The organism is Thalassotalea coralli, from assembly GCF_055786205.1.
In genome coordinates this window covers 128504-150977 of sequence record NZ_JBVVBK010000004.1, presented here as the reverse complement: position 1 = coordinate 150977, position 22474 = coordinate 128504, and the positions used below count along the sequence as shown (strand labels likewise).

General features: G+C 40.3%; 17 protein-coding genes. 2 read left to right on the top strand and 15 right to left on the bottom strand.

The annotated features are described in order from the left end of the window. Positions 1–4: 4 nt before the first annotated feature. Positions 5–1357 (bottom strand): alpha/beta hydrolase family protein, encoded by a 1353-nt coding sequence (locus ACOB80_RS11675; RefSeq protein ID WP_473166012.1) that lies wholly within the window; start codon positions 1355–1357, stop codon positions 5–7. 290 nt (positions 1358–1647) lie between these two features. Between ACOB80_RS11675 and ACOB80_RS11670 the strand changes: the two genes are divergently transcribed. Continuing rightward, positions 1648–3174, top strand: coding sequence for an amidase (locus ACOB80_RS11670; protein ID WP_473166011.1), 1527 nt, complete (start codon positions 1648–1650; stop codon positions 3172–3174). Positions 3175–3249: 75 nt separating this feature from the next. On the opposite strand, the gene ribBA is transcribed toward ACOB80_RS11670, so the two are convergent. The 11 genes from ribBA to ACOB80_RS11615 form a co-directional block, all read right to left on the bottom strand. Beyond that, positions 3250–4359 (bottom strand): bifunctional 3,4-dihydroxy-2-butanone-4-phosphate synthase/GTP cyclohydrolase II, encoded by a 1110-nt coding sequence (ribBA, locus tag ACOB80_RS11665; protein WP_473166010.1) that lies wholly within the window; start codon positions 4357–4359, stop codon positions 3250–3252. Positions 4360–4373: 14 nt separating this feature from the next. Further along, entirely contained in the window at positions 4374–5030 is a 657-nt protein-coding gene (locus ACOB80_RS11660) for a riboflavin synthase (protein WP_473166009.1), read from the bottom strand. A 22-nt stretch (positions 5031–5052) separates the two neighbouring features. Continuing rightward, a complete protein-coding gene (gene ribD, locus ACOB80_RS11655) occupies positions 5053–6186 on the bottom strand; it encodes a bifunctional diaminohydroxyphosphoribosylaminopyrimidine deaminase/5-amino-6-(5-phosphoribosylamino)uracil reductase RibD (RefSeq protein WP_473166008.1) in 1134 nt (377 codons plus the stop codon). A 23-nt stretch (positions 6187–6209) separates the two neighbouring features. Then, positions 6210–6668: a transcriptional regulator NrdR gene (gene nrdR / locus ACOB80_RS11650; protein ID WP_473166007.1), complete on the bottom strand. Its 459-nt coding sequence runs from the start codon at positions 6666–6668 to the stop codon at positions 6210–6212. Between the two features lie 227 nt (positions 6669–6895). Then, positions 6896–8152: a serine hydroxymethyltransferase gene (glyA, locus tag ACOB80_RS11645; RefSeq protein WP_473166006.1), complete on the bottom strand. Its 1257-nt coding sequence runs from the start codon at positions 8150–8152 to the stop codon at positions 6896–6898. A 300-nt stretch (positions 8153–8452) separates the two neighbouring features. Then, the gene (locus ACOB80_RS11640) at positions 8453–9097 is read right to left on the bottom strand and encodes a hypothetical protein (protein WP_473166005.1); all 645 of its coding nucleotides are present in this window, start codon (positions 9095–9097) and stop codon (positions 8453–8455) included. A 1-nt stretch (position 9098) separates the two neighbouring features. Then, entirely contained in the window at positions 9099–9680 is a 582-nt protein-coding gene (locus ACOB80_RS11635) for an RNA polymerase sigma factor (protein ID WP_473166004.1), read from the bottom strand. Between the two features lie 22 nt (positions 9681–9702). Further along, a complete protein-coding gene (locus ACOB80_RS11630) occupies positions 9703–10866 on the bottom strand; it encodes an ABC transporter permease (protein WP_473166003.1) in 1164 nt (387 codons plus the stop codon). Beyond that, positions 10863–11609 (bottom strand): ABC transporter ATP-binding protein, encoded by a 747-nt coding sequence (locus ACOB80_RS11625; RefSeq protein ID WP_473166002.1) that lies wholly within the window; start codon positions 11607–11609, stop codon positions 10863–10865. The genes ACOB80_RS11630 and ACOB80_RS11625 overlap by 4 nt, the downstream gene beginning before the upstream one ends. Position 11610: 1 nt before the next feature. Beyond that, entirely contained in the window at positions 11611–13068 is a 1458-nt protein-coding gene (locus tag ACOB80_RS11620; RefSeq protein ID WP_473166001.1) for an alpha/beta fold hydrolase, read from the bottom strand. A gap of 433 nt (positions 13069–13501) precedes the next feature. After that, positions 13502–16468, bottom strand: a complete 2967-nt coding sequence (locus ACOB80_RS11615; protein ID WP_473166000.1) for a TonB-dependent receptor — start codon at positions 16466–16468, stop codon at positions 13502–13504. A gap of 1070 nt (positions 16469–17538) precedes the next feature. Between ACOB80_RS11615 and ACOB80_RS11610 the strand changes: the two genes are divergently transcribed. Next, a complete protein-coding gene (locus ACOB80_RS11610) occupies positions 17539–17757 on the top strand; it encodes an EF-hand domain-containing protein (RefSeq protein ID WP_473165999.1) in 219 nt (72 codons plus the stop codon). A 73-nt stretch (positions 17758–17830) separates the two neighbouring features. On the opposite strand, the gene ACOB80_RS11605 is transcribed toward ACOB80_RS11610, so the two are convergent. The 3 genes from ACOB80_RS11605 to ACOB80_RS11595 form a co-directional block, all read right to left on the bottom strand. Next, the gene (locus tag ACOB80_RS11605; RefSeq protein ID WP_473165998.1) at positions 17831–18700 is read right to left on the bottom strand and encodes a universal stress protein; all 870 of its coding nucleotides are present in this window, start codon (positions 18698–18700) and stop codon (positions 17831–17833) included. 123 nt (positions 18701–18823) lie between these two features. After that, positions 18824–21121 (bottom strand): carbohydrate binding family 9 domain-containing protein, encoded by a 2298-nt coding sequence (locus ACOB80_RS11600; protein WP_473165997.1) that lies wholly within the window; start codon positions 21119–21121, stop codon positions 18824–18826. Positions 21122–21307: 186 nt separating this feature from the next. Beyond that, on the bottom strand, positions 21308–22429 hold the full coding sequence (locus ACOB80_RS11595) for a pyridoxal phosphate-dependent aminotransferase (RefSeq protein WP_473165996.1): 1122 nt from the start codon (positions 22427–22429) through the stop codon (positions 21308–21310). Between the last annotated feature and the right edge of the window lie 45 nt (positions 22430–22474).

The following is a 22474-nucleotide window of genomic DNA, read 5'->3' as shown; positions in this document are numbered from 1 at the left end:
TAGATTAAATAGAGGTAACCCATTTAGCTATATCGTTACTAACTTGCTCTGAAACTGTCGTTTCTATCTCGCTATACTCAGACGGTAAGCCAGTTTCAGCCGGTTGAAATAGGTGGTTAAGATTAGGGTAAATCTTTGTTGTTAACAAGTCTGTATTTACCGAGGCCTTAAAGCCGTTTATATTTTGTTTGGCAATCACTTGAATATCTTTACCACCATTTAAGGCAAGCACTGGTATCGTTAATTGCGATAAGTATTTCGTTGCATCAGATTTAACAAAATATTCAAACCATGGTGACAATGCCATATCTACTTGAGCCTGCGCTTGCTTTGAGCCCATACCGTGGGACATCATTATTTTTAATAAACCGTCTTTGTCTATTCCTTGATGAATGGCATACATAATTTCCTTCTGAGCTTTGTCACTTTTGGCTAACTCTTCAGCTGCAACACCCATCAACTTTTGCGCTTTATAAGACTGATCAATTAAGATATCAGCGCCAGTTGTACCTGGGCCTGCTAAACTAACGAAAAAGTCTAATTCGCTGTTGTTAACACCTGCTATTGCTCCTATTAAGCCACCTTCACTATGACCGACAAAACCTATTTTGGTGTTTTTAAAATCCGCTCGAGAATGCAAGTAATTTAACGCTGCTACCGCATCTTCGGCAAAATCAGCACTCGTGGCAGAAGCAAAGTCTCCTGTCGATTCTCCTACGCCTCTATCATCAAATCGCAAAACCGCTATGCCCTGCTCTGTCAGTTGATGTGCTAATACTTTAAACCATTTATGACCAGCGATATCTGCATCGCGATTAGTAGGCCCGGAGCCCGATAGCAAAATAGCTACCGCTTTAACCTCTTTTTTCGGGATAGAAAGCTCACCAGCAAGTTGATGACTGCCACTTGCATGTTTAAATGTTACTTGTTCAGTTTGATAAGAAGCCGCTGTTACTTGTTCTTGCTTTTTTAATTTTCGTGACTGTTTAGCTTCACTCGGGCTTAGCGTTAACGGCGTGCTAAAAGCACCTTGCTGATAGGTACCAACTAACTTGTTATCAACTAACTCCCCTTTATAAGTCATCTTAGCTAAGCTCAAACCTAAGGTAACTTTGTTCTCTTTAATATCGACTTGATCAAAGGCAATGTTAAATTGCTTTTGTGCAGGCACATCAAAGCTTGCTTTAAATCCAGAGTCACTGTTAGAAATATGGAAGACTAATGCCATTTTATTCTCTGCTGAAATAGCGATATTTCCCGCCCAGCTTCCAGTTATACCGGTATCTTTTGCTACTGCTACAGAAGAAAAGGTAGACAACCCAACTAAAGCTAATCCTAAGTTCTTTTTAATATTCATCATATTCCTCACTAAATGACTGACACGTTCTTGTTTGTTTTGATGTTTGCAATAGTACTTTTTAGAAAAACTTAGCGAGACGTTTTTATAGGAATGGTCGATTTTCGATGTGAGTGGTTTTTATCGGCGTAATTCAATCAGAATCAGATAATGGCAACGAATCATGTCGACTGCTGTCAGTTATTGTTAACAGTAAGTAAAAAGCATGAAGTTAGTATTATGGTGAAATAGTAGACATAACCGCTTAGCCCAAGTTATAAAAGTTAAAACAATAAAAAAGCAGAAAAAATATGCGTAATATCAATGTCATCTTTAGTTTAATTATTATTTTTATCGTTTCTACCTCCGCTAGCGCTTCGCAACCTTTATCGGTGCAACAAATACATCAGCAATTTAAAGCAGGTACATTAACCAGCGAAGCCTTAGTAAAAAAATATCTAGAGCGCATCGCTGAATATGATGAAGGTCAAGACAAGATAAATTCCGTATCGCAACTAAACGCGAATGCGATAAACACAGCGAAGATGCTCGATGAGCATTATAAAAAACACGGCTTCAAAGGCCCATTACATGGCATTCCCGTATTACTCAAAGATAACATAGATTCCAATGACGGCATGTCAAACTCAGCAGGTTCTATCGCCTTAAAAAACCACTTTCCAAGCGATGACGCCTTTTTAGTGACAAAGCTAAAAGAGGCTGGCGCGATTATTTTAGGTAAGGCTAATTTAAGTGAATGGGCGAACTTTCGCTCAACAGCTTCATCAAGTGGCTGGAGTTCTCTATACGGCCAAACGAAAAACCCACATGACTTAACACGTTCGCCATGTGGCTCAAGTTCGGGCTCAGGCGCAGCCATCGCTGCCAATTTTGCTACAGTAGCAGTTGGCACTGAAACCGATGGTTCTGTGACCTGCCCTTCAGCCATTAATGGTATCGTTGGCATAAAGCCAACACTGGGAACGGTAAGCCGAGAAGGTATTATCCCTATTGCTCATAGCCAAGATACTGCTGGCCCTATGGCAAGAACGGTTTCAGATGCTGTTATTTTACTCTCTGCGATGACAGCTAAAGACGATAAAGATGCTGACGCAGTAGCGAGTAATATTAACTATATGTCTCATTTAAAAGCCGACGGCTTAAAAGGAAAGCGCATCGGTGTAGTGAGAAACTTAACTGGTTACCATAAAGGCTTAGATAAGGTTTTTGAGCAAGCCGTTGCCGATATCAAGTCACAAGGGGCAATCGTTGTTGATAACCTATCGTTAGAAGAGAAGAATAACTGGGGCGTCGCAGAATATGAAGTGCTGCTTTATGAGTTCAAAGATGGATTAAACAAGTATCTAAGTTCAACAGCTAAAGGCTTACCTAAATCTCTTTCAGAGGTTATGGCCTTTAACCAACAGCATGCGAGCCAAACAATGCCGTTTTTTGGACAAGAAATCATGGAAATGGCGCAAGCGAAAGGTGACTTATCATCAACTGATTACATTAATGCAGTTAAAGCAGCAAAGTATGCTGCAGCAGATAAAGGCATAGATAAACTATTAGCAGAGCACCAGCTTGATGTATTAATAGCGCCAACAACAGGGCCTGCATGGAAAATTGACAAAATTACTGGCGATCATTACTTAGGAGCCGCATCTAGTGCAGCTGCTATTGCGGGTTACCCACACGTGACAGTGCCTATGGGATTTGTCCACCACTTGCCAGTCGGTCTTTCAATATTCTCAGGTCACTTAAAAGACGGTGTCGTGATAGAAGTCGCTTATGGATATGAGCAAGCAACGCGACATAGAAAGTCACCTAAGTTATAAACGAGTCACTATTCAACCACAAAAAAGAGCTGCATTGCAGCTCTTTTTTAATGTTCGATAATAACGAGTTAGAGTTTATTCGTTGATGTACTCAACAACTTCTAAACCGAAGCCTGACAGCGAGTGATACTTAACTTGTGAGCTAAGTAAACGCATTTTACCGACACCTAAATTTGCCAGAATTTGCGAACCCACACCAACATTACGAGAACCAACATGACGTTTAACTTCTTTTACGGTTTCGCCAGCGTCTAATTTTGCGTATTTTTGTACTTGGCCAATAAGCTCTTCCGGGCTTTCATGTTTACCTAGTAAAACCAGGACACCACCTTCTTTACCAATACGCTCTAATGCGTTGCCAATAGGCCACTTGTTAACACTTTCGCGTTGACTAAACAGTAAGTCTCTAAACGTATTTTCTAAGTGCACACGCACTAGTGTTGGCTGCTCTGGTGAGATATCACCTTTGGTTAAAGCAAAGTGAGCTTGACCATCAATTGTGTCTTTAAACACAGTTAAGTCAAAATCACCGAAAGCTGTCGGCAATTTACATTGTGAAACGCGCTCTATGGTAGTTTCGTTAGCGTTGCGATATTCAATTAAATCGGCAATTGTCCCCATTTTAACGCCATGCTTTTCAGCAATAACTTCTAAGTCTGGGCGACGCGCCATCGTGCCATCTTCATTTAAGATTTCAACAATAACTGAAGCTGGCTCAAAGCCTGCAAGTCTTGCTAAATCAACACCTGCTTCGGTATGGCCGGCTCTATTTAATACACCACCATCTTTTGCCATTAATGGGAAAATATGACCCGGTTGAACAACTGAATGCTGGTTAGCATCTTTTGCTACAGCAGCTAATACTGTTGTCGCTCGATCTGCAGCAGAGATACCTGTAGTAACACCTTCAGCGGCTTCAATCGATACGGTAAAGTTTGTCGAAAACTGCGCATCGTTTTTGTTTACCATAAGAGGAAGGTTAAGTCGCTGACAGCGTTCGATGGTCATCGGCATACAAATAAGACCTCGACCGTGTGTCGCCATGAAGTTAATCGCTTCTGGGGTCACACATTCTGCTGCCATAATGAAATCGCCTTCGTTTTCACGATCTTCATCATCCATCAAGATAACCATTTTACCTTGTCTGATATCTTCGATTAATTCTTGTGGCGTGTTTAACTTCATGCCTGCCTCTTAATTTATTTAATAAATCCGCTTTGTTGTAACAAAGCTTCTGTCACTCCAGATGTTGGAGCATGATTCTCTTTACTCGACAATAATCGTTCGATATATCGAGCCATAACGTCAACTTCAATATTAACGGTAGAACCTACTTGATAGGTAGGTAAAATAGTTTGTTCCGTTGTATGTGGAACAATCGTTAATCTAAACTTGCCTTCAACGACACTGTTTACTGTTAGGCTTACACCATCGACTGTGATAGAGCCTTTTTCAGCAACATATTTAGCAATATCTTCTGATAAAGATAGCCAAAACTCAGTACTATTGCCGTTATTAGCAATTGAAACTATTTTAGAAACTGCGTCAACATGTCCTGAAACAATATGTCCGCCAAACCTTGTTGTTGGCAACATAGCTTTTTCTAAATTAACCGATTGCCCTGCTGTATAACCAGCGAAAGCGGTTCGAGATAAGGTCTCTTTAGACACATCAGCACTAAAGCTGTGTTGATCAAATGCGACAACCGTTAAACAAATACCGTTGGTTGCGATAGAGTCACCTAATTTTACATCAGACATATCCAACTGATTTACCGCGACAGTTATACGTGCTCCATCGGGCGTAATTTGTACTTGTTTTATCTGGCCTACAGCTTCAATAATTCCAGTAAACATGATGTTCTCTTTAATGTTACGATTAAGAATGTCGGTTAACGTTTGCCGTTATTTTAATATCTTTGCCTACATGCGTCACATCACTAATAAACAAATGTTTAGCTTGCGACAATGCAGTAACGTTTGGTAAATCCACTAGACTACGTGAATCACTGCCCATAAGTATAGGCGCTTGAAACAACACGAGTTGTTCAACTAAATCTTGTTCGATAAAGGCGCCCGCTAATCGCTTACCCGACTCAACCAAAATATCGTTCAAGCCCTTTGCAGCTAGCACTTCGAGTGCCTTAGGCAAACTTAAAAAATCAGAATCTGCATCTTGCTCAATTGCTATATGTTCAACAAAATGTGGCCATTCATAGTTATTTTCAATAGCAGACGTTAAAACAATAATTGGTGATTCGTGCTGGAAAAGAGCAAGGTCTGGTGTTAAACGATTTTTACCATCGATAACAACTCTTACTGGCTGACGAAGATCTTGCTCTGGGTAGCTAGCACTAAGTTCTCCCAGCTCTTGCCAACGAACCGTCATCTTTGCGTTGTCGAAAATAACGGAATCTGCACCACTAATGACTGCGCAACTCTGTGCTCGTAATCGCTGTACCTCTCGTCTAGATTCAGGTGAGGTAATCCATTTACTTTCACCAGAGGCCATAGCGGTTTTTCCGTCCAAGCTTGCCGCCAGTTTACAACGGACATAAGGTTTTTTGTTTCGCATTAGCGAGATAAAGCCAGGGTTTAGTGTTTCAGCGTCTTGTTCAAGTAAGCCATGTCTAACCTTGATGCCCGCCCGCTGTAATTTGTTAAGACCATTGCCAGAAACGAGTGGGTTTGGATCGACCATTGCAGCGATGACTTCTTCTACGCCTGCTGCAATTAACGCATCGGCGCAAGGTGGGGTTTTCCCCGTATGAGAGCACGGCTCTAAGGTAACGAAAGCAGTTGCCCCTTTGGCGTTATCGCCCGCTTGACGAAGTGCGTGTACTTCAGCGTGTGGCTCCCCCGCTTTTTGATGAAAACCTTCAGCGATGATTTCGTTGTTTTTAACCAACACGCAACCAACACGAGGGTTAGGGCTAGTGGTATACCAAGCCTTCTTAGCAAGTTCTATCGCTCTTGCCATATATGTATGTTCAGCGTGGGTAAACTCTGTCATGAAGCTCTCAATACTCGAATATGTTAATTGGTTTCATCACCAAGGCGTGCGATTTCTTCGCCAAATTCGCGAATATCTTCAAAAGAGCGGTATACAGAAGCAAAGCGTACATAAGCAACTTTATCGAGCTTTTTCAATTGCTCCATCATGATGTTACCTAACATCTCGCTGGATAACTCACGCTCGCCTGTTGCTCTCATTTCCGACTTTAAGCGGTTAATCGCCTGCTCTGTTTGTTCGACACTGACAGGACGTTTTTCAAGGGCTCTAGTCAAACCTGAACGTAATTTATCTTCGTTGAACGGCTCTCTAGAACCATCGCGTTTGATAATTCGAGGCATGACCAATTCAGCCGTTTCAAAAGTAGTAAAGCGCTCTAGACATGCACTGCATTCTCTGCGACGTCGGATTTGATAACCGTCTGATACTAAACGTGAATCGATAACTTTAGTATCCGTTGCGGTGCAGAAAGGACAATACATCTTAGCTCCCCTAATAAAAAGAGCCGCCATTTTAGCCCAAATCAATAACGAAGTAACTGCCCAAACACAAAAAAGCCCAAAGTTTCCTTTGGGCTTTCTTAAAATCAAATTTGCAGGGAATCAATCAGAGATAGTCATTTAGTTCAAGGAGAAAGCGCGCAGCATACCAATGTATGTGAGCACTTTCGACACAGAAATTAATGGCTAGCGCTATTGATTACCGCAAATTATGCGTAAACTGGGAATCGCGCACAAATCTCTTTAACTTTTTCTTTAACAGATTCAATTGTTTGCTCATTGTTGATGTCATCAAGAATGTCGCAAATCCAACCTGTTAACTGTTCAGTTTCTTGAGTACCGAAACCGCGGCGAGTGATCGCTGGCGTACCTAAACGTAAACCTGAAGTTACGAAAGGAGAGCGTGGGTCGTTTGGCACTGAGTTTTTGTTTACCGTGATGTGAGCGCGGCCTAATGCAGCGTCAGCATCTTTACCTGTGATATCTTTGTCGATTAAATCAAGAAGTAATAAGTGGTTTTCTGTACCGTTAGATACAACCTTGTAACCACGCTCTTGAAGCACTGATACCATAGTTTTAGCGTTAGCTAATACTTGCTTTTGGTAGTCAGCAAATTCAGGCTGAAGCGCTTCTTTAAATGCTACCGCTTTTGCAGCGATAACGTGCATTAAAGGACCACCTTGGCCACCTGGGAATACCGCAGAGTTTAATTTCTTGTAGATGTCTTCATCGCCACAACCTGCAACAATCAAACCGCCACGAGGACCAGCTAATGTTTTATGAGTAGTTGTTGTAACAACGTGTGCATGAGGCACAGGGTTTGGATATAAACCAGCGGCTACTAAACCTGCAACGTGAGCCATATCAACCATAAAGTATGCACCTACGCTATCAGCGATTTTACGCATACGTGCCCAATCAACGATACCAGAGAAAGCAGAAAAACCGCCGATAATCATTTCAGGCTTGTGTTCATTTGCTAAACGCTCAATTTCTGCGTAGTCAATGTCACCTGTTTCTGGGTCTAAACCGTATTGAATCGCTTCGTAAGATTTACCAGAGAAGTTTACATGAGAGCCGTGAGTCAAGTGACCACCGTGAGCTAAGCTCATACCAAGTACTTTACCGCCTGGACTAACTAATGCTTGGAAAACAGCAGCATTTGCTTGAGAGCCTGCGTGCGGTTGAACGTTAGCGTAGTCTGCACCGAAAAGTTCTTTTGCACGCTCGATAGCTAAAGCTTCAGCTTTATCAACGTATTCACAACCACCGTAGTAACGCTTACCAGGGTAACCTTCAGCGTATTTATTGGTTAATTGAGAGCCTTGGGCTTCCAATACGCGCGGGCTACAGTAGTTTTCTGAAGCGATTAATTCGATGTGTTCTTCTTGACGAATCGTTTCATCAGTCATCGACTGCCATAATTCAGCATCGAAGTCTGCAATGTTCATATCACGAGTAAGCATGTTTTTCCCTCATGTATCGCCTAAGTGTTAATCAAAGGCTGGCTGTGTACTTAAAATAATTGCCGCATATTCTGCCTGATCCAACTAGCGTTGTACACGCTTAAACCAGATGCATTTATTTCAATTAGTCATGAAATATATCAATAGGCAGCCGCTTATGACCAACCTGTACTATGGTTCGTCATATAAAAGGCAAATCAACTGACTCAAATATATCGAAAAGAACGGATTAAAACAACATATAATTCAGAATACACAGACGCAAACCGAATTATATGTCGAAAATTAGAGGTTGAACGATTATAAATTCTTTATACGTTCAGAGAGTGCCTGATACTCTTTTTTACGTTTTACGCCATAACCCCAGGTGACAAGTAAGCAGATAATTAAAAACACATTGCCAAATATTAGCCCTGGTACTATTGGTTGCTCCGCTTCTATCGCCGCGGCAACAAGATAAATGTTTACAACGATGAAAATTGGGATAAAAGACCAATATATCAGTCGAATATAATTTAAGGAGGATTCATATCCTTTTAGTGCATTTTGTAAGGCATTATCTGGGCTATCGCTTATTTGTTGCCAAACACTTTGCCTAATTTTAAATTCGTAATAAACAAAGACAATAGAAAGAACGCCAGTAACGCCCAAGTAGCTGACAAGTGATCTGTCCCATTCTGATGCTAGCCATCCATAAAGCCAGCTGGCTAATAGGCCAAAAGTCGCAATTATATTGCTAATAAACAACCCCTTCGCGCGCCATGTACGACTGCGTGTTTGTCTGAGGAGGCGTTTAATATCTGACTTGGGTACCGGTTGTGCCTGCCAGTCCTTGGTTAGGTCAGCCCATTGTTCATCTAAAAACGAAGTATCCAGTTCATTGGAAGATTCGTTAAGACCGCTTATTTGCATGTTCTTTTGCTCTTGGTTTTCTTTGTCGGTCATATTACGCCCCTAATTTCTTGGCTAAGGCTTGCTTGGCTCGCTGTAATCGAACACCGACAAGGTTACTGGTAATTGATAATACGTCTGCAATTTCTTGATAGCTCATTCCTTCGAGAGCCAACGTTATAACTTGCTGCTGTTCTAGTTTTAACGAACGTATCGCTTTAGCGAGTCGCAATTGACGCTGCTGCTGATCAAGAGATTGGTAAGGTGTAGGTTGGTCTTGACACTCTGCCTCAACAGGCATGTCGCTGATTTCTTGATCAGCCTTGATTGTCCTTACCGATTTAGCAACATGTGTTGCTAAAACATTATGGGCAATACGCGCAACAAATGTTTTTACTGCCGAATCTTGCCTAAATTTAGGTAACGCTCGCCAGATATTGAGCGCTATTTCTTGAAATAACTCTTCCTGAAGTGCCGGTTTTGCTTCAAAGCCGGTAATGATATGACGAAGCAATTTCTCGTACTCCGTCATCCATTGAGTAAAGATGTTTTGGTGATCCAATGAAAAACTCTTTCTGCCTAATGTCGTTTTACAACGATCTTCTTGTTGAAAAGGCAATTCTATCGAGTTATTCATAAATCACCAAATACTATTAACCTTATCCTAACGATTGAATAACTTTTTCTGACTTTAAGCGCATTGCTAAGACAGAAACCAATACAGCCAATAACGCTAGCGTAGCCCCCGTCGAAACTAATAATGCAGCCCAATCAATGGCTAATCCTTTAAACAAATCTTCAATAATTAAAGACTGTCCTGAGATTGGTACCCACTCTACCCATGCTGGCTTGTTATCAATCAGCATCATCGCTAGAGGAACCATCGCAGGGATCATAATAAGCATAGCAACTGTTGACTGTGCCTCTTTAAATGATTTTGCCTGAAAAGAGAAAAACAATTGTAAAGCCGAGGCTAATAAACAAAGCGGTATTAATATTAGTAGCAACACCATAAAGGTTGAAACATCTAAACTAAACGTGGCGCCAATTTTGGTTAAATCGACAAAGCTCATGGTCCCCATTGTTAACACTAACATTAAGACAACAGCAACAATCGAGACGATGCTAGCACATAACAATTTAGCCATGACTATTTGCATCGTATTAACCGGCTGGCACAATAAAAGCTCGAGTACATTTCGCTCTCGCTCACCGGCACTGGCATCAATAGCGATTGATTGACCAGAAATAAACACCCCCATTAATAAATACAAACCTAGCATCATAGTCACCACCATTGCATTACTCGAAGGAAGTGATGTGTCTTGCTCTTGAATATTGATTGGACGAAGTAATTTAACGTCGACACCTCGCACTAACAGTCTTTTGTACCCAATCGCCATAGAGTAATCTCTAATAGCCCCTCGAATTCGACGCAGAGGCGCACTTAACGATTTTTCACTGTAGTCCGACCTTACAATGATGTCGATTCCTTTACCTTCCAACAAATGTTGGGCGTAATTGTCAGGAATGATTACCTCTACTTTTTGCTGTTGCCAAAAGCGTTGATCCTCTTCCGGCGCTTCAGCATAGGACAAGATGTTTTCATCTGCTAACGCTTTGATGAGTTTAGGTGCGTGTTCAGCCCCTTCGAAATGGACATAAACTGGCGGATTTTCGATAAAGTCCTTAATCATGGTTTTCGACATGACCATGATCATCACAGGAGCCAACAAGGCAATACTTAAAGCCACCATTAAGGCTCTTTTGTCACGAAATGCTTCTTTTAACTCTTTCGTTAATAGCGCTTTAAACTGGATCATGCTGCAACTCCTTCATCTGAACCAATTAATTTGACGAACGCTTCTTCTAATTGCGTTTCTCCTGCTAACTGACACAGCTCCTCTGGCGTACCCTCTGCAGCGAGACGTCCGTTAGCCACGATAATGACACGGTCACAAAGCGCGGCAACTTCTTGCATGACATGTGAAGAGAATAAAATGCAGTGACCTTTCTCTTTAAATTTATTCAAATGATTACGCAACACTCGGGTACTCATCACATCTAATCCACGCGTTGGCTCATCAAGAACAAAGTTCTGTGGCTGGTGAACAAGTGATTGTGCCAAAGTTACTTTCATTCGTTGGCCTTGTGAAAAACCCGCCGATTTTCTGTGCGCTAACTCTTCCATGTCTAGCTCTTTGATGATGGTTTCAATCGCTTGATGTTTCGCTTTGCCCTGCAAACCATGCAAACTAGCAAAGTAATCGATTTGCTCATAAGCAGTTAAACGCTCATACAAACCGAATTTGTCAGGAAAAATTCCTAGTTTAGCCCGCGCAGCCAACGGGTCATCGCTGACTTTTATACCATCAATAGTGGCATATCCTTCATCGGCAGAAAGTAATCCATATAAGGTACGTAAACAGGTGGTTTTACCCGCTCCATTTGGACCCAGTATTCCAGTAATCTCACCGTCTTTAGCGGTAAAAGACAAACCATCGAGCGCTTTAACGGATTGCTTCTTCATTTTGAATGTTTTATGTAAGTTGTTTACTTCTATCATCTTAAAGTGCTCCGCCATTTAAACTTGTCATAAATGATTCTTTAGGGATCTCTTCAAGACAAGACTCGTCCAAATCATTTGGATTTTTTTCGTTAATGAATTCATTGATAATATTCACTGCACAAGGTGTTACCCCAGGTGTGTGTGAACTATGCTTCATTACTATATGTTTACTGTTTGGTAGCGTTGCATCAGTAAAATCACCATTGCTCGGTGGCGTAACAGGATCTAATTCTCCTGAAATAATTAGCGTTGGAATATCAGCAGTTACCGGTTGGTAAAAGTCACTCGCAGGACGGTATTGAGGCCAGATAGGACAAGCTAACTTCCAGCCCACATGACTTATTTCTTGGTTAAAACTATTGTCAGCATCTTTTGCGAAGCCTTGCTTGCCCACCTTTGGGTAGTCTTCATTACAAACAATATTAAATGTCAGACCAACAAACATAGCCGGATCGGTATCGCCCATAGCAGTTAAACCCGCTAAAGGAGCAAAATTACCTTTAGCGGCTTGATGAATAACTAAAGGTACAAGGCTACGCCCTTCAACACTATATAACTGCATAAAAATAGTTGAGATAAACTTTTCTCGATCAATATTCATAGTGGTTGGTGTGCCAAGTCTAGGGTGTGGCATGCTAACTTGAGCTGGCTCATCGATTAGCTTTTTAACGACTTGATCAAATTCTGCACGTAGATTTGGGTACGCTTTATGACAGCTTTCTTCCGCGGCACAATTAGCAATTAACAAATCAAAAGAACGCGCTGCACTTTGGCCAAATGGGCCAATTGGCACTTCAATAGGGCCTACACTATCTAAAACAACTGATTCTAGCGATTCGGGGAACATGCGCATATAAACTAAGCCAGCACGAGTACCATAAGAACCGCCGTAAATAGCAAGTTTGTTGTAACCTAGCGCTTCTCTTACTTGATCAAAGTCGCGAATAGCATTTTCTGAGGTGTACTGGGATAAGTCTACATCGAAGGACTGTAAACAATCTTTTATTTGTTGTTGATCAAAATCTTTAGACCAGCTGGTATAAGGGTCTAGGTTGACAGCATCTTCACATTGTAAAGGACTTGACTGACCGGTACCGCGTTGGTCAACTAAAATAATATCGCGTGTTTTTCTCACTTCGTTGAAAGCACGATAAAGTCCACCCGCTAATGACACAGCAGATTGACCAGGACCACCCGCTAAAAACATCATTGGTGCTTTATTCTGACTATTATCAATAGCAGGCAATACTGCAAAATTAATGGAAATTTCAGTACCGCTTTGTTGCTGGTAATTTTCCGGCACTAACAAAGTACCGCACTTAATTTGTTGCTTAATGTCTTTCACGTGACAAAAGTCAAAGGTTAACTTGTCATTTTGTGGCTGACTTTGTGCTTTAGACTCTGCCGATAATGCCAACAAACCTAACAGCGCAATACTCTTCCAAGGTGTAGTCATATTATCCTTCCTGTTTTTAATTTGCTTAGCTAGTCATAAGCAAAAGCTATTTATTACAAATAAATTCATTTCATTTTGAAATAAATTTGGAAAAAGCAAAGCTTAGCTTGACAGTGAGTAGCTTAAGAGGATTTAGCTAATTGAACTTTTCTTTAGGCAAAGAAAAAGCCGCAGGGAGAATTGCGGCTTTAAAAAGTTGAGAATACTAATCAATAGGGGTAATTAGCAAACTCTTCTAACTTAAAAATACATGAGAAAGTTTAATGATTACTCACAAACCAAATATATTGTATACAATAGAATTTATTTGTAAAGTCTTTCTTGTAAATTAATTGTTAAAAAAAGAAGTTTTGATGAAACTTTATGGAATAAAAAATAACAAAAGCTGCTCAATACCTTTGAGCAGCTTTTTTCAACACGATATCAGCGCTAATTAAAAGTCATATCTTGCTGAGATCTTGAAGTACCTAGGCGTTTGGAAGTCATCTGGGTAATGGAAGCGAATATTGTTCGTCCCACTGCTAAATTCAGATCTTTCATCGATACCTTCTACACCGTCAAAGTTAAAGACGTTAAAGATATTTGCTTTAAACGTTAATAACCCTGACTCTTCAAAATCAATTTTGTAGGTTAAGTTAAGGTCTAAATTGTAAACCCAATCAGTTGTCCCTAAGCTGCCGCGAGGTGCTGCCGTACCGTCATTATAAAATGATGCATTACCGTACCAATCACGTCCATAACAGCGCCCTTCCAGCTCAATGGCCGTTATACAGTAACCGTCATCTGCTGGGTGAACTCCGAATGCACTTTTAGGTTTACCTGATTTAATCCAAAAGTTGTAACCAACGCTAAAGTCATCATTTATGTTATATACACCATATGATTTAAAGTTATGGCGACGATCATTTGGTAAATTACCATAGCCATGATCCATTAACTCTGGGTAATCGAACGATGTTGTCCAGCCCGGATCCGCTTGACCATTGTCTGAACGAACTAAGCCTTCAGTGTTACCATAACTATGCGACCATGTGTATGAAGCGGCGATGAAAAAGTCAGGTGTAAAATACCCAGAGATATTAAACTCGGCAGCATAGTACTTACGTTCAGATTTAGGGAAACCTAGCATTTCAGCATCAACGGTAACCGTTTCTTTAGTACCGTCACCGTCAACATCATAGATCATGGTAACTGGCGCACCAGGGTTTGTTAATGTTGGAAACCACGGGTCAACAAAGTAGCTTTCCATGTCTGGATCGTCAGCGTAATTTTCTCTGATCCACTGGTTCATACCGTAGTTAAAAGAGATATCTTCAATCGATTGTTTTAGCTCACGCGATACAAGGCGAATACCTGCCGCCCAATCATCGTTAATCTGCTGCTCATAACCAACGACAATTTCATCTGAATACATAGATTCAGCTTGATTGTTAAATAACTGATCAGCCGGCGGAACTTTGCCGTCTGCTACAATATTTTCTCCAATCTTAGGCCCTAAAACAGGCGTACCATCAGGGTTTACACCTTCAAGTAAGTAAAAGTGATGAATATCGTAAGCAGCCGAAGCCATACGCACGTTAGTATTTGGCGAAACAGGTTGGAAATAACGCCCAAATGAACCGTAAAGTTTGCTATTACCATCGCCTAAAAGATCATAGGTAAAACCTAAACGTGGAGCGACTTGATCTTTCAAGTCGACATACTTTTCACCTTCGCCGGTCGTATTGCTAAATTCACTAACCCGAACACCTAAGTTAAGTACTAGGTCATCAGTAACTTGCCATGTATCTGTGATATAAATGGCATTTGATTCATTTTCAGTTTCTGACTCTTTACCCCATAGGCGGTGGTCAGCATAATCTTGCCCAGCTAGAATATCTAACCCTTCAGTGCCATCTTCAGATGCCGTGTGGTATTGCCACCAGCCGCCGCCATTCGGTTTGTAGTAATCTGCAATTTCTAAAGTTTCATGATCAAAACCAAAGCGAAGCGTGTGGTCACCAATCACGTAGTCAAAATCAATGCGGTAAACTTTTCTAATATCTTCAGTTAACAGATCTCCGAAGCCAACCCAATTGCCAAGCTGCACCTCAGTACCACTTCGGAAGTCTTGAACAGGAGAGAGATCAGGCGTCCCTGATGGAACACCAGTTTCATGTTCAATGTAACCATACATTGCAGACATAGTTAAATCATCGGTTAAGTAGCCTGTATACTGTAAATTCCAGACTAAGCCACCTTTTTTGTTGTAAAGGACGCCAGGCTCCTGCGAAAGATCAAACTCTTCGTCGCCACTCCCGCGTCGCCACTCTTTTCTCACTTGATCTGTTGAGTTATCAAACGCCATCGCACTTAAAGAATGGTCTTCGTTGATTTCCCAATCAAGCTTAACAAACCACATATCACGTTCATCTTCTTCTTCCCAATATTGGGTTTCAGAATTAAGGAAATGCTCCTCATCTTCCCATGGGTTGTACAAACCGTAGAAAAACAGGGTGTCTTCAATAATTGCACCACTGGCCCAAAGGTTAACTTCACTCGCTTGATAATATGAGTAGTCGTCGTCGTATTGCTTGCCTGCGTCGTTTACTCGTTGATTAGGTGAAGATAGCGAGTCAGGGTATAGTTCTACTTTACCGCCAAAGGTCCATTCGTTATCACCCGACTTTGAAACCAAGTTAACAACACCACCAATGAAACGTCCGTATTCAGGTGATACACCGCCGGTAATTACTTCGGTCTGCGCAATAGCTTCCCAAGGTAAATCAATGTCGCCCATACCTAAACGAACATCAGTAATATTAAGGCCATTAAGCATAAAGCCATTTTCAGCCACCGAAGCACCACCAATTGCTACACCACCGAATGCAGAGTCACCGCTCACGGTACCCGGAGCTAATAAAGCAATCGCTGTAGAGTCTAATTCAACAGGTAAGGTATTTAGCTTTTCAGTTGAGATTACTTGTGACGTTTGTGTTGTTGCAGAATCGATCTGGCTAATTCGAGCGCCACTTATCTCAATACGCTCGATATTTGCATCATCCACCATAGTTGCATCGAATACGATACCCGCAACTGTAATGGCGACATTTTGCTCGCTAACTGTAGTGAAGCCGTCTTTGGTAACAGTAATAGTATAATTACCGATTGGAAGGCCTTTTAATGAAAAGTCACCGTTAGAAGTAGTAGTTGTTGTACGCACAAGACCTTTCGCTTCATGTTTAATCGTAATTACTACGTTGTTTAACTCATTACCTGCAGCAGACTCAATCGTACCTTTAATTGAGCCTTTACCATCAGTCGCTAAAGCACTGGTTGAAGATAGCATTAAAGCACTACCTACAGCCAAAGCAGTTAACGACTTGCGAATAGTAGATGTTTCTCTCTTTAAAATTGTCATTCTAATTTCCCTAGAAATGGGGTCGTATTTTCAACACGACTTTCCGTTATTTTTAGTCCATAGATATACTGTATACCTTATATCCAGCACGGAGAATAAGTAACAAAAGAGAAACATGTCAAACAGCAAAAACCCTCAATCTACGAAAGAATTAATAGAAAAGCACCCATCAATAACAATTTGTAAAAAACCTTAAATATCAACAACCACAACAAGCTCAGTAAAGAATAAAAACAAGAAGTATGCCACGACAAATACGATTACATTAATAGTTATTGCAAAAGTGTTTAATGTGTTACATTTTGTTTGCTTTTCATTCACTTTGTTTGAAGGTTACTTGAGCAACTTGAGCCTCAAGCCACTTCTAACATTTCCTTAACCTTTCTAGTTTTGTGAGAGAATGGTGGGCAAATTTGCTCAGCTATGCTTAAAGCAAGACTTTCTATCGACGTAGTGATTCGACAGAAAACGTCACGTAAATTTAAACAATAATGCTTTTTGAAAGGCTCTTTTCGATTTGGTTTGAGTTGATTTATTAAATTGGGTAGGAGTCATTTAAAAGAAGAGTAGCTCAGCTAAGTATTGTCTAGACGGCACTTATTAAAGCTCATCCCAGCCACTCAATATAATATATAAAGAAAAAAGGCCGCTAGATAAACTAACGGCCCAAAAATACTAAAAGTCACATAAAGAAATCGACAACAAAACTGCCAACCCCCTATAAAACAACCCTTAGTCCAAGAGATTTCACACAGGTATTTCTGCATGAGTTTATATTTTATTCAATATACACTTTATGTAAAGTACTATATGAACGGACTTAGTAACCTTTTGTTATTTCTTATATGTTATTGTTGCCATTAGTAAAACGCATCTATAACTACTATCGATACGCCTGTAAAACTATTCCTTCTCTCTTTTGCAGCTGAACAGTTTTCAACCACATAAGTATCAATAAATCTAAGGTTCTACACTATTCTTATGTTAATTCTTCATTTGTTCTTCACATCTATTTGAATACAAGATAAAGTCTTAACTAAGTGGTATTTTCTTGATGTAGAGGACAACTGATGGATCTAAATCAGTGGGTTGATGAATTATTTGAAGTATTTGACGAAGATAAAGACGGTGTAATTAGCCGCAGTGAGTTCGTTGAGTTAATCGATGTCTTGTTGCAAGACAAAGGCATTCGTATGTGTGAAACTATATTTAAACGATTTGATACCAATCATGATAATTCGATCTCTAAAGAAGAATTAAGAGAAATGGTCATAGAGTTAGCCTTGTAAAACAAAAAAGGAGAACAAAAGTTCTCCTTTTTTTATTCAATATTTATTCTTTGTTTATTAGCCAACATTTTTTTTAACAAGGCTTCATGGCTAGAACATCGGTTTTCAATAAACTCATAATATTTTCTGCAGTATTACCGATTACCTGACCACTCAAGCCTGAACGACCAATAGTACCAATAACAACAACGCCTGCTTTAACATTTGCCGCTATACTCGGGATCACTTTATCTGGTTTACCCGCCTTAATCGTAAAATTATCTAACGGTATGCCAAACTTGTCAGAAAAGCTCTTAATAATACCTTTGGTTTCTTGAATAGCCTGTTCTTCTACTTCATCTCGGTATTGCATACCAAAATCTTGAAGTAACTGAGATACTGGTGGAGCGTAACATGCGTAAAGTTTAGCTCCACTCTGTTCTGCCAATTCCTTACCTTGTTTCAGCAATTCTTCATTCAATGCCATCTTTTCAGCGTTTTTCGTTTGTAAATCAAGAGCAACTAATACATTGTTTGATTTACGCCACTTGGTCAACGAGGCGATATAAACAGGCGTTGTGCATTGACGAATAAGCTGCCAATCAGTCGGCGTATAGAAAGCCTGCTCACTTCTATGTCCTGTTTTTAATACCATACTCAGTTCAGTCGACTTCGCATGCTCCGTGACCCAGTTGGCAATGTTTGCCCCCCAAACAACAGAAACTTTGTAACTAACATCTTTATTTGTCAGCAAGCTAGCAACCTGTGCTTCTAACTGCTCAGTCTGTTTAGCAACTATCGCGTCAATTAACGGCTGAGTATCTTCGCTACTCCCACGAAACTTTTCATAAACAAAGTGCACAATATGTAGATCATCTTGAGAATAAGAAGCTAATTCCTCTGCTCTTGCAATTAGATCTTTAGAATCTCCACCGTCATCCGTAATTACCAACATTGTTGCCATTTTGATCTCCACAAACTTTTTTACTCTTTATAACTTAGCTTAAGTCTAAGGTAAATGCTTTGATTTGTATCATATTGATCTTTTTTGTCTTTCCTTTGCAGTAATTAATACAATTTTCCTTATTTACATTTGGTAAGCATAACTAAACTTAGTAAATACAGTACGCTGATTTCGTTCTAACGAATCAAGCTCGTCATCTTGGAAGCCACCGTCTGAGTAGCCAACAAAGAACAAAGTTTGTGGGTTTACTTTATAAGAATAAATAAGCTGCGTTGAGAAATACTTGTTGCGTTGATCTGGAAGGTCTTCCTCATCCTCGAAAGAATATAAACTCGTCTCTCGTTTTATATCTGTGTATTTGACTATAAGCTTTAAAATACTGTGCATATCAAATTGGTAACCTAGACGAATATCAGATTGATTTGCGGTGAATAACCTGCCGCCATCTACGTCAAGCTGACTGTAATTGTAACGAAACTCAATATTAATGTGCTGATTCACGTCCCAATTAATTCTCGGTTCAAAGTCCACTACATCGCCTAGCTGCGTGTTAGCAAAGTCGATTTGCTTTCCGAAACGAATAAATGTACCGAACTCTAAATTTGACCACGGGTTGAACTCAAAATAGGTCATATATTGGGTTTCATCAAAATATTCACTATCATATAAGCGTTCACGGTGAACCACGCCAAAGTTCATAAAAAACTGCATTTGGCCTTGTAAATTACCGTGCAACTCTACTTCCTCTTCAATGACAGTGCCATCTTGATCATACGTTTTGTCCCAATCACCAAAATAGCCCCAACGAGTAAGCGTGTCGTCACTATCACCGAAATAATTTCTTCTACCGCCTAACACAAAGCGCTCAATATTAGCGCGACTTTGAAAACCTAAATCCGCTCTAAAATCTTCACCAATATTGGTATAACCAGCTCTAAGGTTATAATCACGTGTGCGATGTGCATAATCTATAGATACCGCAGTATCGGATTGCTTGTTATCAACATCAAAGTCTTCCACAACAGACTCGGGATTAGTCGATTCTGCGCGCGCTATTTGATACTGGACAACATCAGATTGACTAAACCATTGAGTGCCATCGACAGAAACTAAGGTATTATCATAATCGTCACCTTGACGGTGCGTTAATAAAACACCAACATTACTTCTCTCACCTACATCAGACTTATATCTAGCAATCGCTACTTCGGACTTTTGGTCTAAAGTAGCTAAACTCGAGCCTTGATTACCAGGCATTAAAAATGAAGTATTTTCATCATTAGCCACCATAACCCCGTAGCTATGTTTACCTGTTTTACCTGTGACTTTTAACCCGTAATCAGGCTCGGCAATGTTACGCGTATGCACAAAGTTAAATCGAGCAGTATCAAAATATGATGCTCCGTCTAAAAAGAATGGGCGCTTTTCCGAGTAAAACAAGGAATAAGTGTTGTTAACATCAAGCTGACTTGCATCTGCTTCCACTTGAGAGAAATCAGGGTTAATGGTGGCATTTAGCACCATATCTTGAGTAATCCCCCACCTAACATCTAATCCTGGTTCTACTTCAACATCACCTTCTTGCCATTCACCGGGCACGTCTGACTTTTCATCAAACCGAGATACAGTTAATGTTGGAGTTAATTGCAAACTGTTACCAGCAGAAACACCGGCAAATCCCTCGATTTGTTCGAACTGACATAAACTACATTTAATATTACGATCTCGCTTATGCGTAGCCATTTGGACTCGCACATCTCTAGGATAGTTTCGCCAGCCCGCAAAGTTCCAGATTTGATTTTCTTTACTTTCACTAAACCTTAATGCCGTAAAAGGAATACGCATTTCAACAACATAACCAAAATCAGTGATATTGCCTGCACTTTCCCAAATCGCATCCCATGAATCATCTTCTTGCCAACCATCCGAATCTTCCATTTTCATATCAGCTTGTGCTCCTAAGGGGTTAGCAAAGAATTCAAAGCCACTTCTCTCATCATTAAAGGTGTCGATAATAATACCAATATTGTCATCTGCCCAAAGTGCATCTCTGTCTCTTAATGACGCTCGAATTTTTTCTGGCTCCGGATCGTATGCTTTAAAAGCCACGTTAAGGGCTTGACCGTCTTGATATAAAAACACTTCAGTTTTTACGGGAGCAGGTGTTCCTTCGCCAGGATTGTTTTCATACTTTAATTCCATCACAAGCGCTGATTGCCATATGCTCTCGTCTAATACACCGTCGATTTTTGGAGAACTTTCAATGAAAGGTAGAGAAAACTTATTGCGAACAGGTTGTTTATTTGTGCTTTCTATCGTCTGTGCGTTAGCCAAAGAAGTCGCAATACTTGTGATTGCCCCTAGCCCCAATAGAATTGATTTTTGATATAGTTTTGAAAAGTTATGAACTTGTTTAGCCATTGTTATCTTTATAGTTAATTGACACAAAAATATAGTCGAAATAAAGATAGATAAAGTTTATAAGCAGATGTAACAAATTATGTAACAACTTAAACACCAGCTGAAAAAAGGTGCCGCCAATCAGCAATAAGGGAAGTTTGGAATTACAATAAGTTTGTATTGCAGCAGGATCGATTTGGAAGTAATTTACTTATAAAGGTGCGTAGTTAATTTCAGTAGACCTTTTTCAAGCTGTTGCCCTCCCAAACCTATTCGAAAATAACTTCCGGCAAGATTAAAACAGGAGCTTGGCAGTGCCATCAGCCTGGCTTTTTCAGCGAGATCAATACACCAACGCTCAATATCTTGAACACCTTTCACCTCAACCAAGGCCATTAAACCCGCTTGTGGTGCAACCCAAGAAACATAAGCTTTGTGCTCTTCGATGAAGTTAGCAATTAATTGGTAGTTTCTTTTAAGCAACTGGTTATTAAAGGTTAAAATTTTTTCACGCTGTTCCAACACTTTTGTTGCCACAAATTCATCTAAGGCAGAGCAACATATAGTTCTTAAAGATTTTTGCACAACAAGTTTGTCTATTAAACGTTTGTCTTTACTTACTATCCAACCTAACCTGACACCTGCTAAACCAAAGCTCTTTGACATCACAGAAACAATCAAGGCTTTATCATAATCTAGCAACGAGTGCCCTAACTTTAGCTCATTAAAGTTACTGAGTTGCGCTACGTCATCGCTGAGTAAGTAACAATCATAGTGTCGACACAAACCGACAATTTCTTCTATTAATTCAATGGGCAGAACAGAGCCTGTCGGGTTATGTGGGGAGTTGATTACCACAAGTTTAGTTTTGTCATTCACTGCACCTTCAAATTGTTCAATGGATGCTTGCCATTCATGATTCGCTAAAACGGGGACTTCTACCACTTTACAGCCAAGTTGCTGCGCGGTTAGCAACAGCTGAGGGTAACAAGGCGTTATCACTATCACTTCGTCCCCTTCTTTAAGCACCTGCTGATAGCATGTGGCAATAGCGTCTTGAGCACCGCAAAACGTGAGTACGTTATCTTGTGTTATACGGCTTTGATGACAGTTTACTTCATTGTGAAGCTCACTAATCAGCGACCTTAGAAACGGACTTCCTTGGATCGGAGCGTAACCCAACGGCAGACTATCCATGGTATTGGCTAAGTCGTCGATAAAATGATTTAGCTCACCAAAAGAAAAGGTATTAGCAAAAGATTGACTCAGATTTATGTCAACCTTCCCCGCTAATGATTGAGAAAATGCAATATGTTTTGCCAATGTCATTTAAAAGTTACTCAACTTCAAATCCATGAGATACCCTCTGTTTAA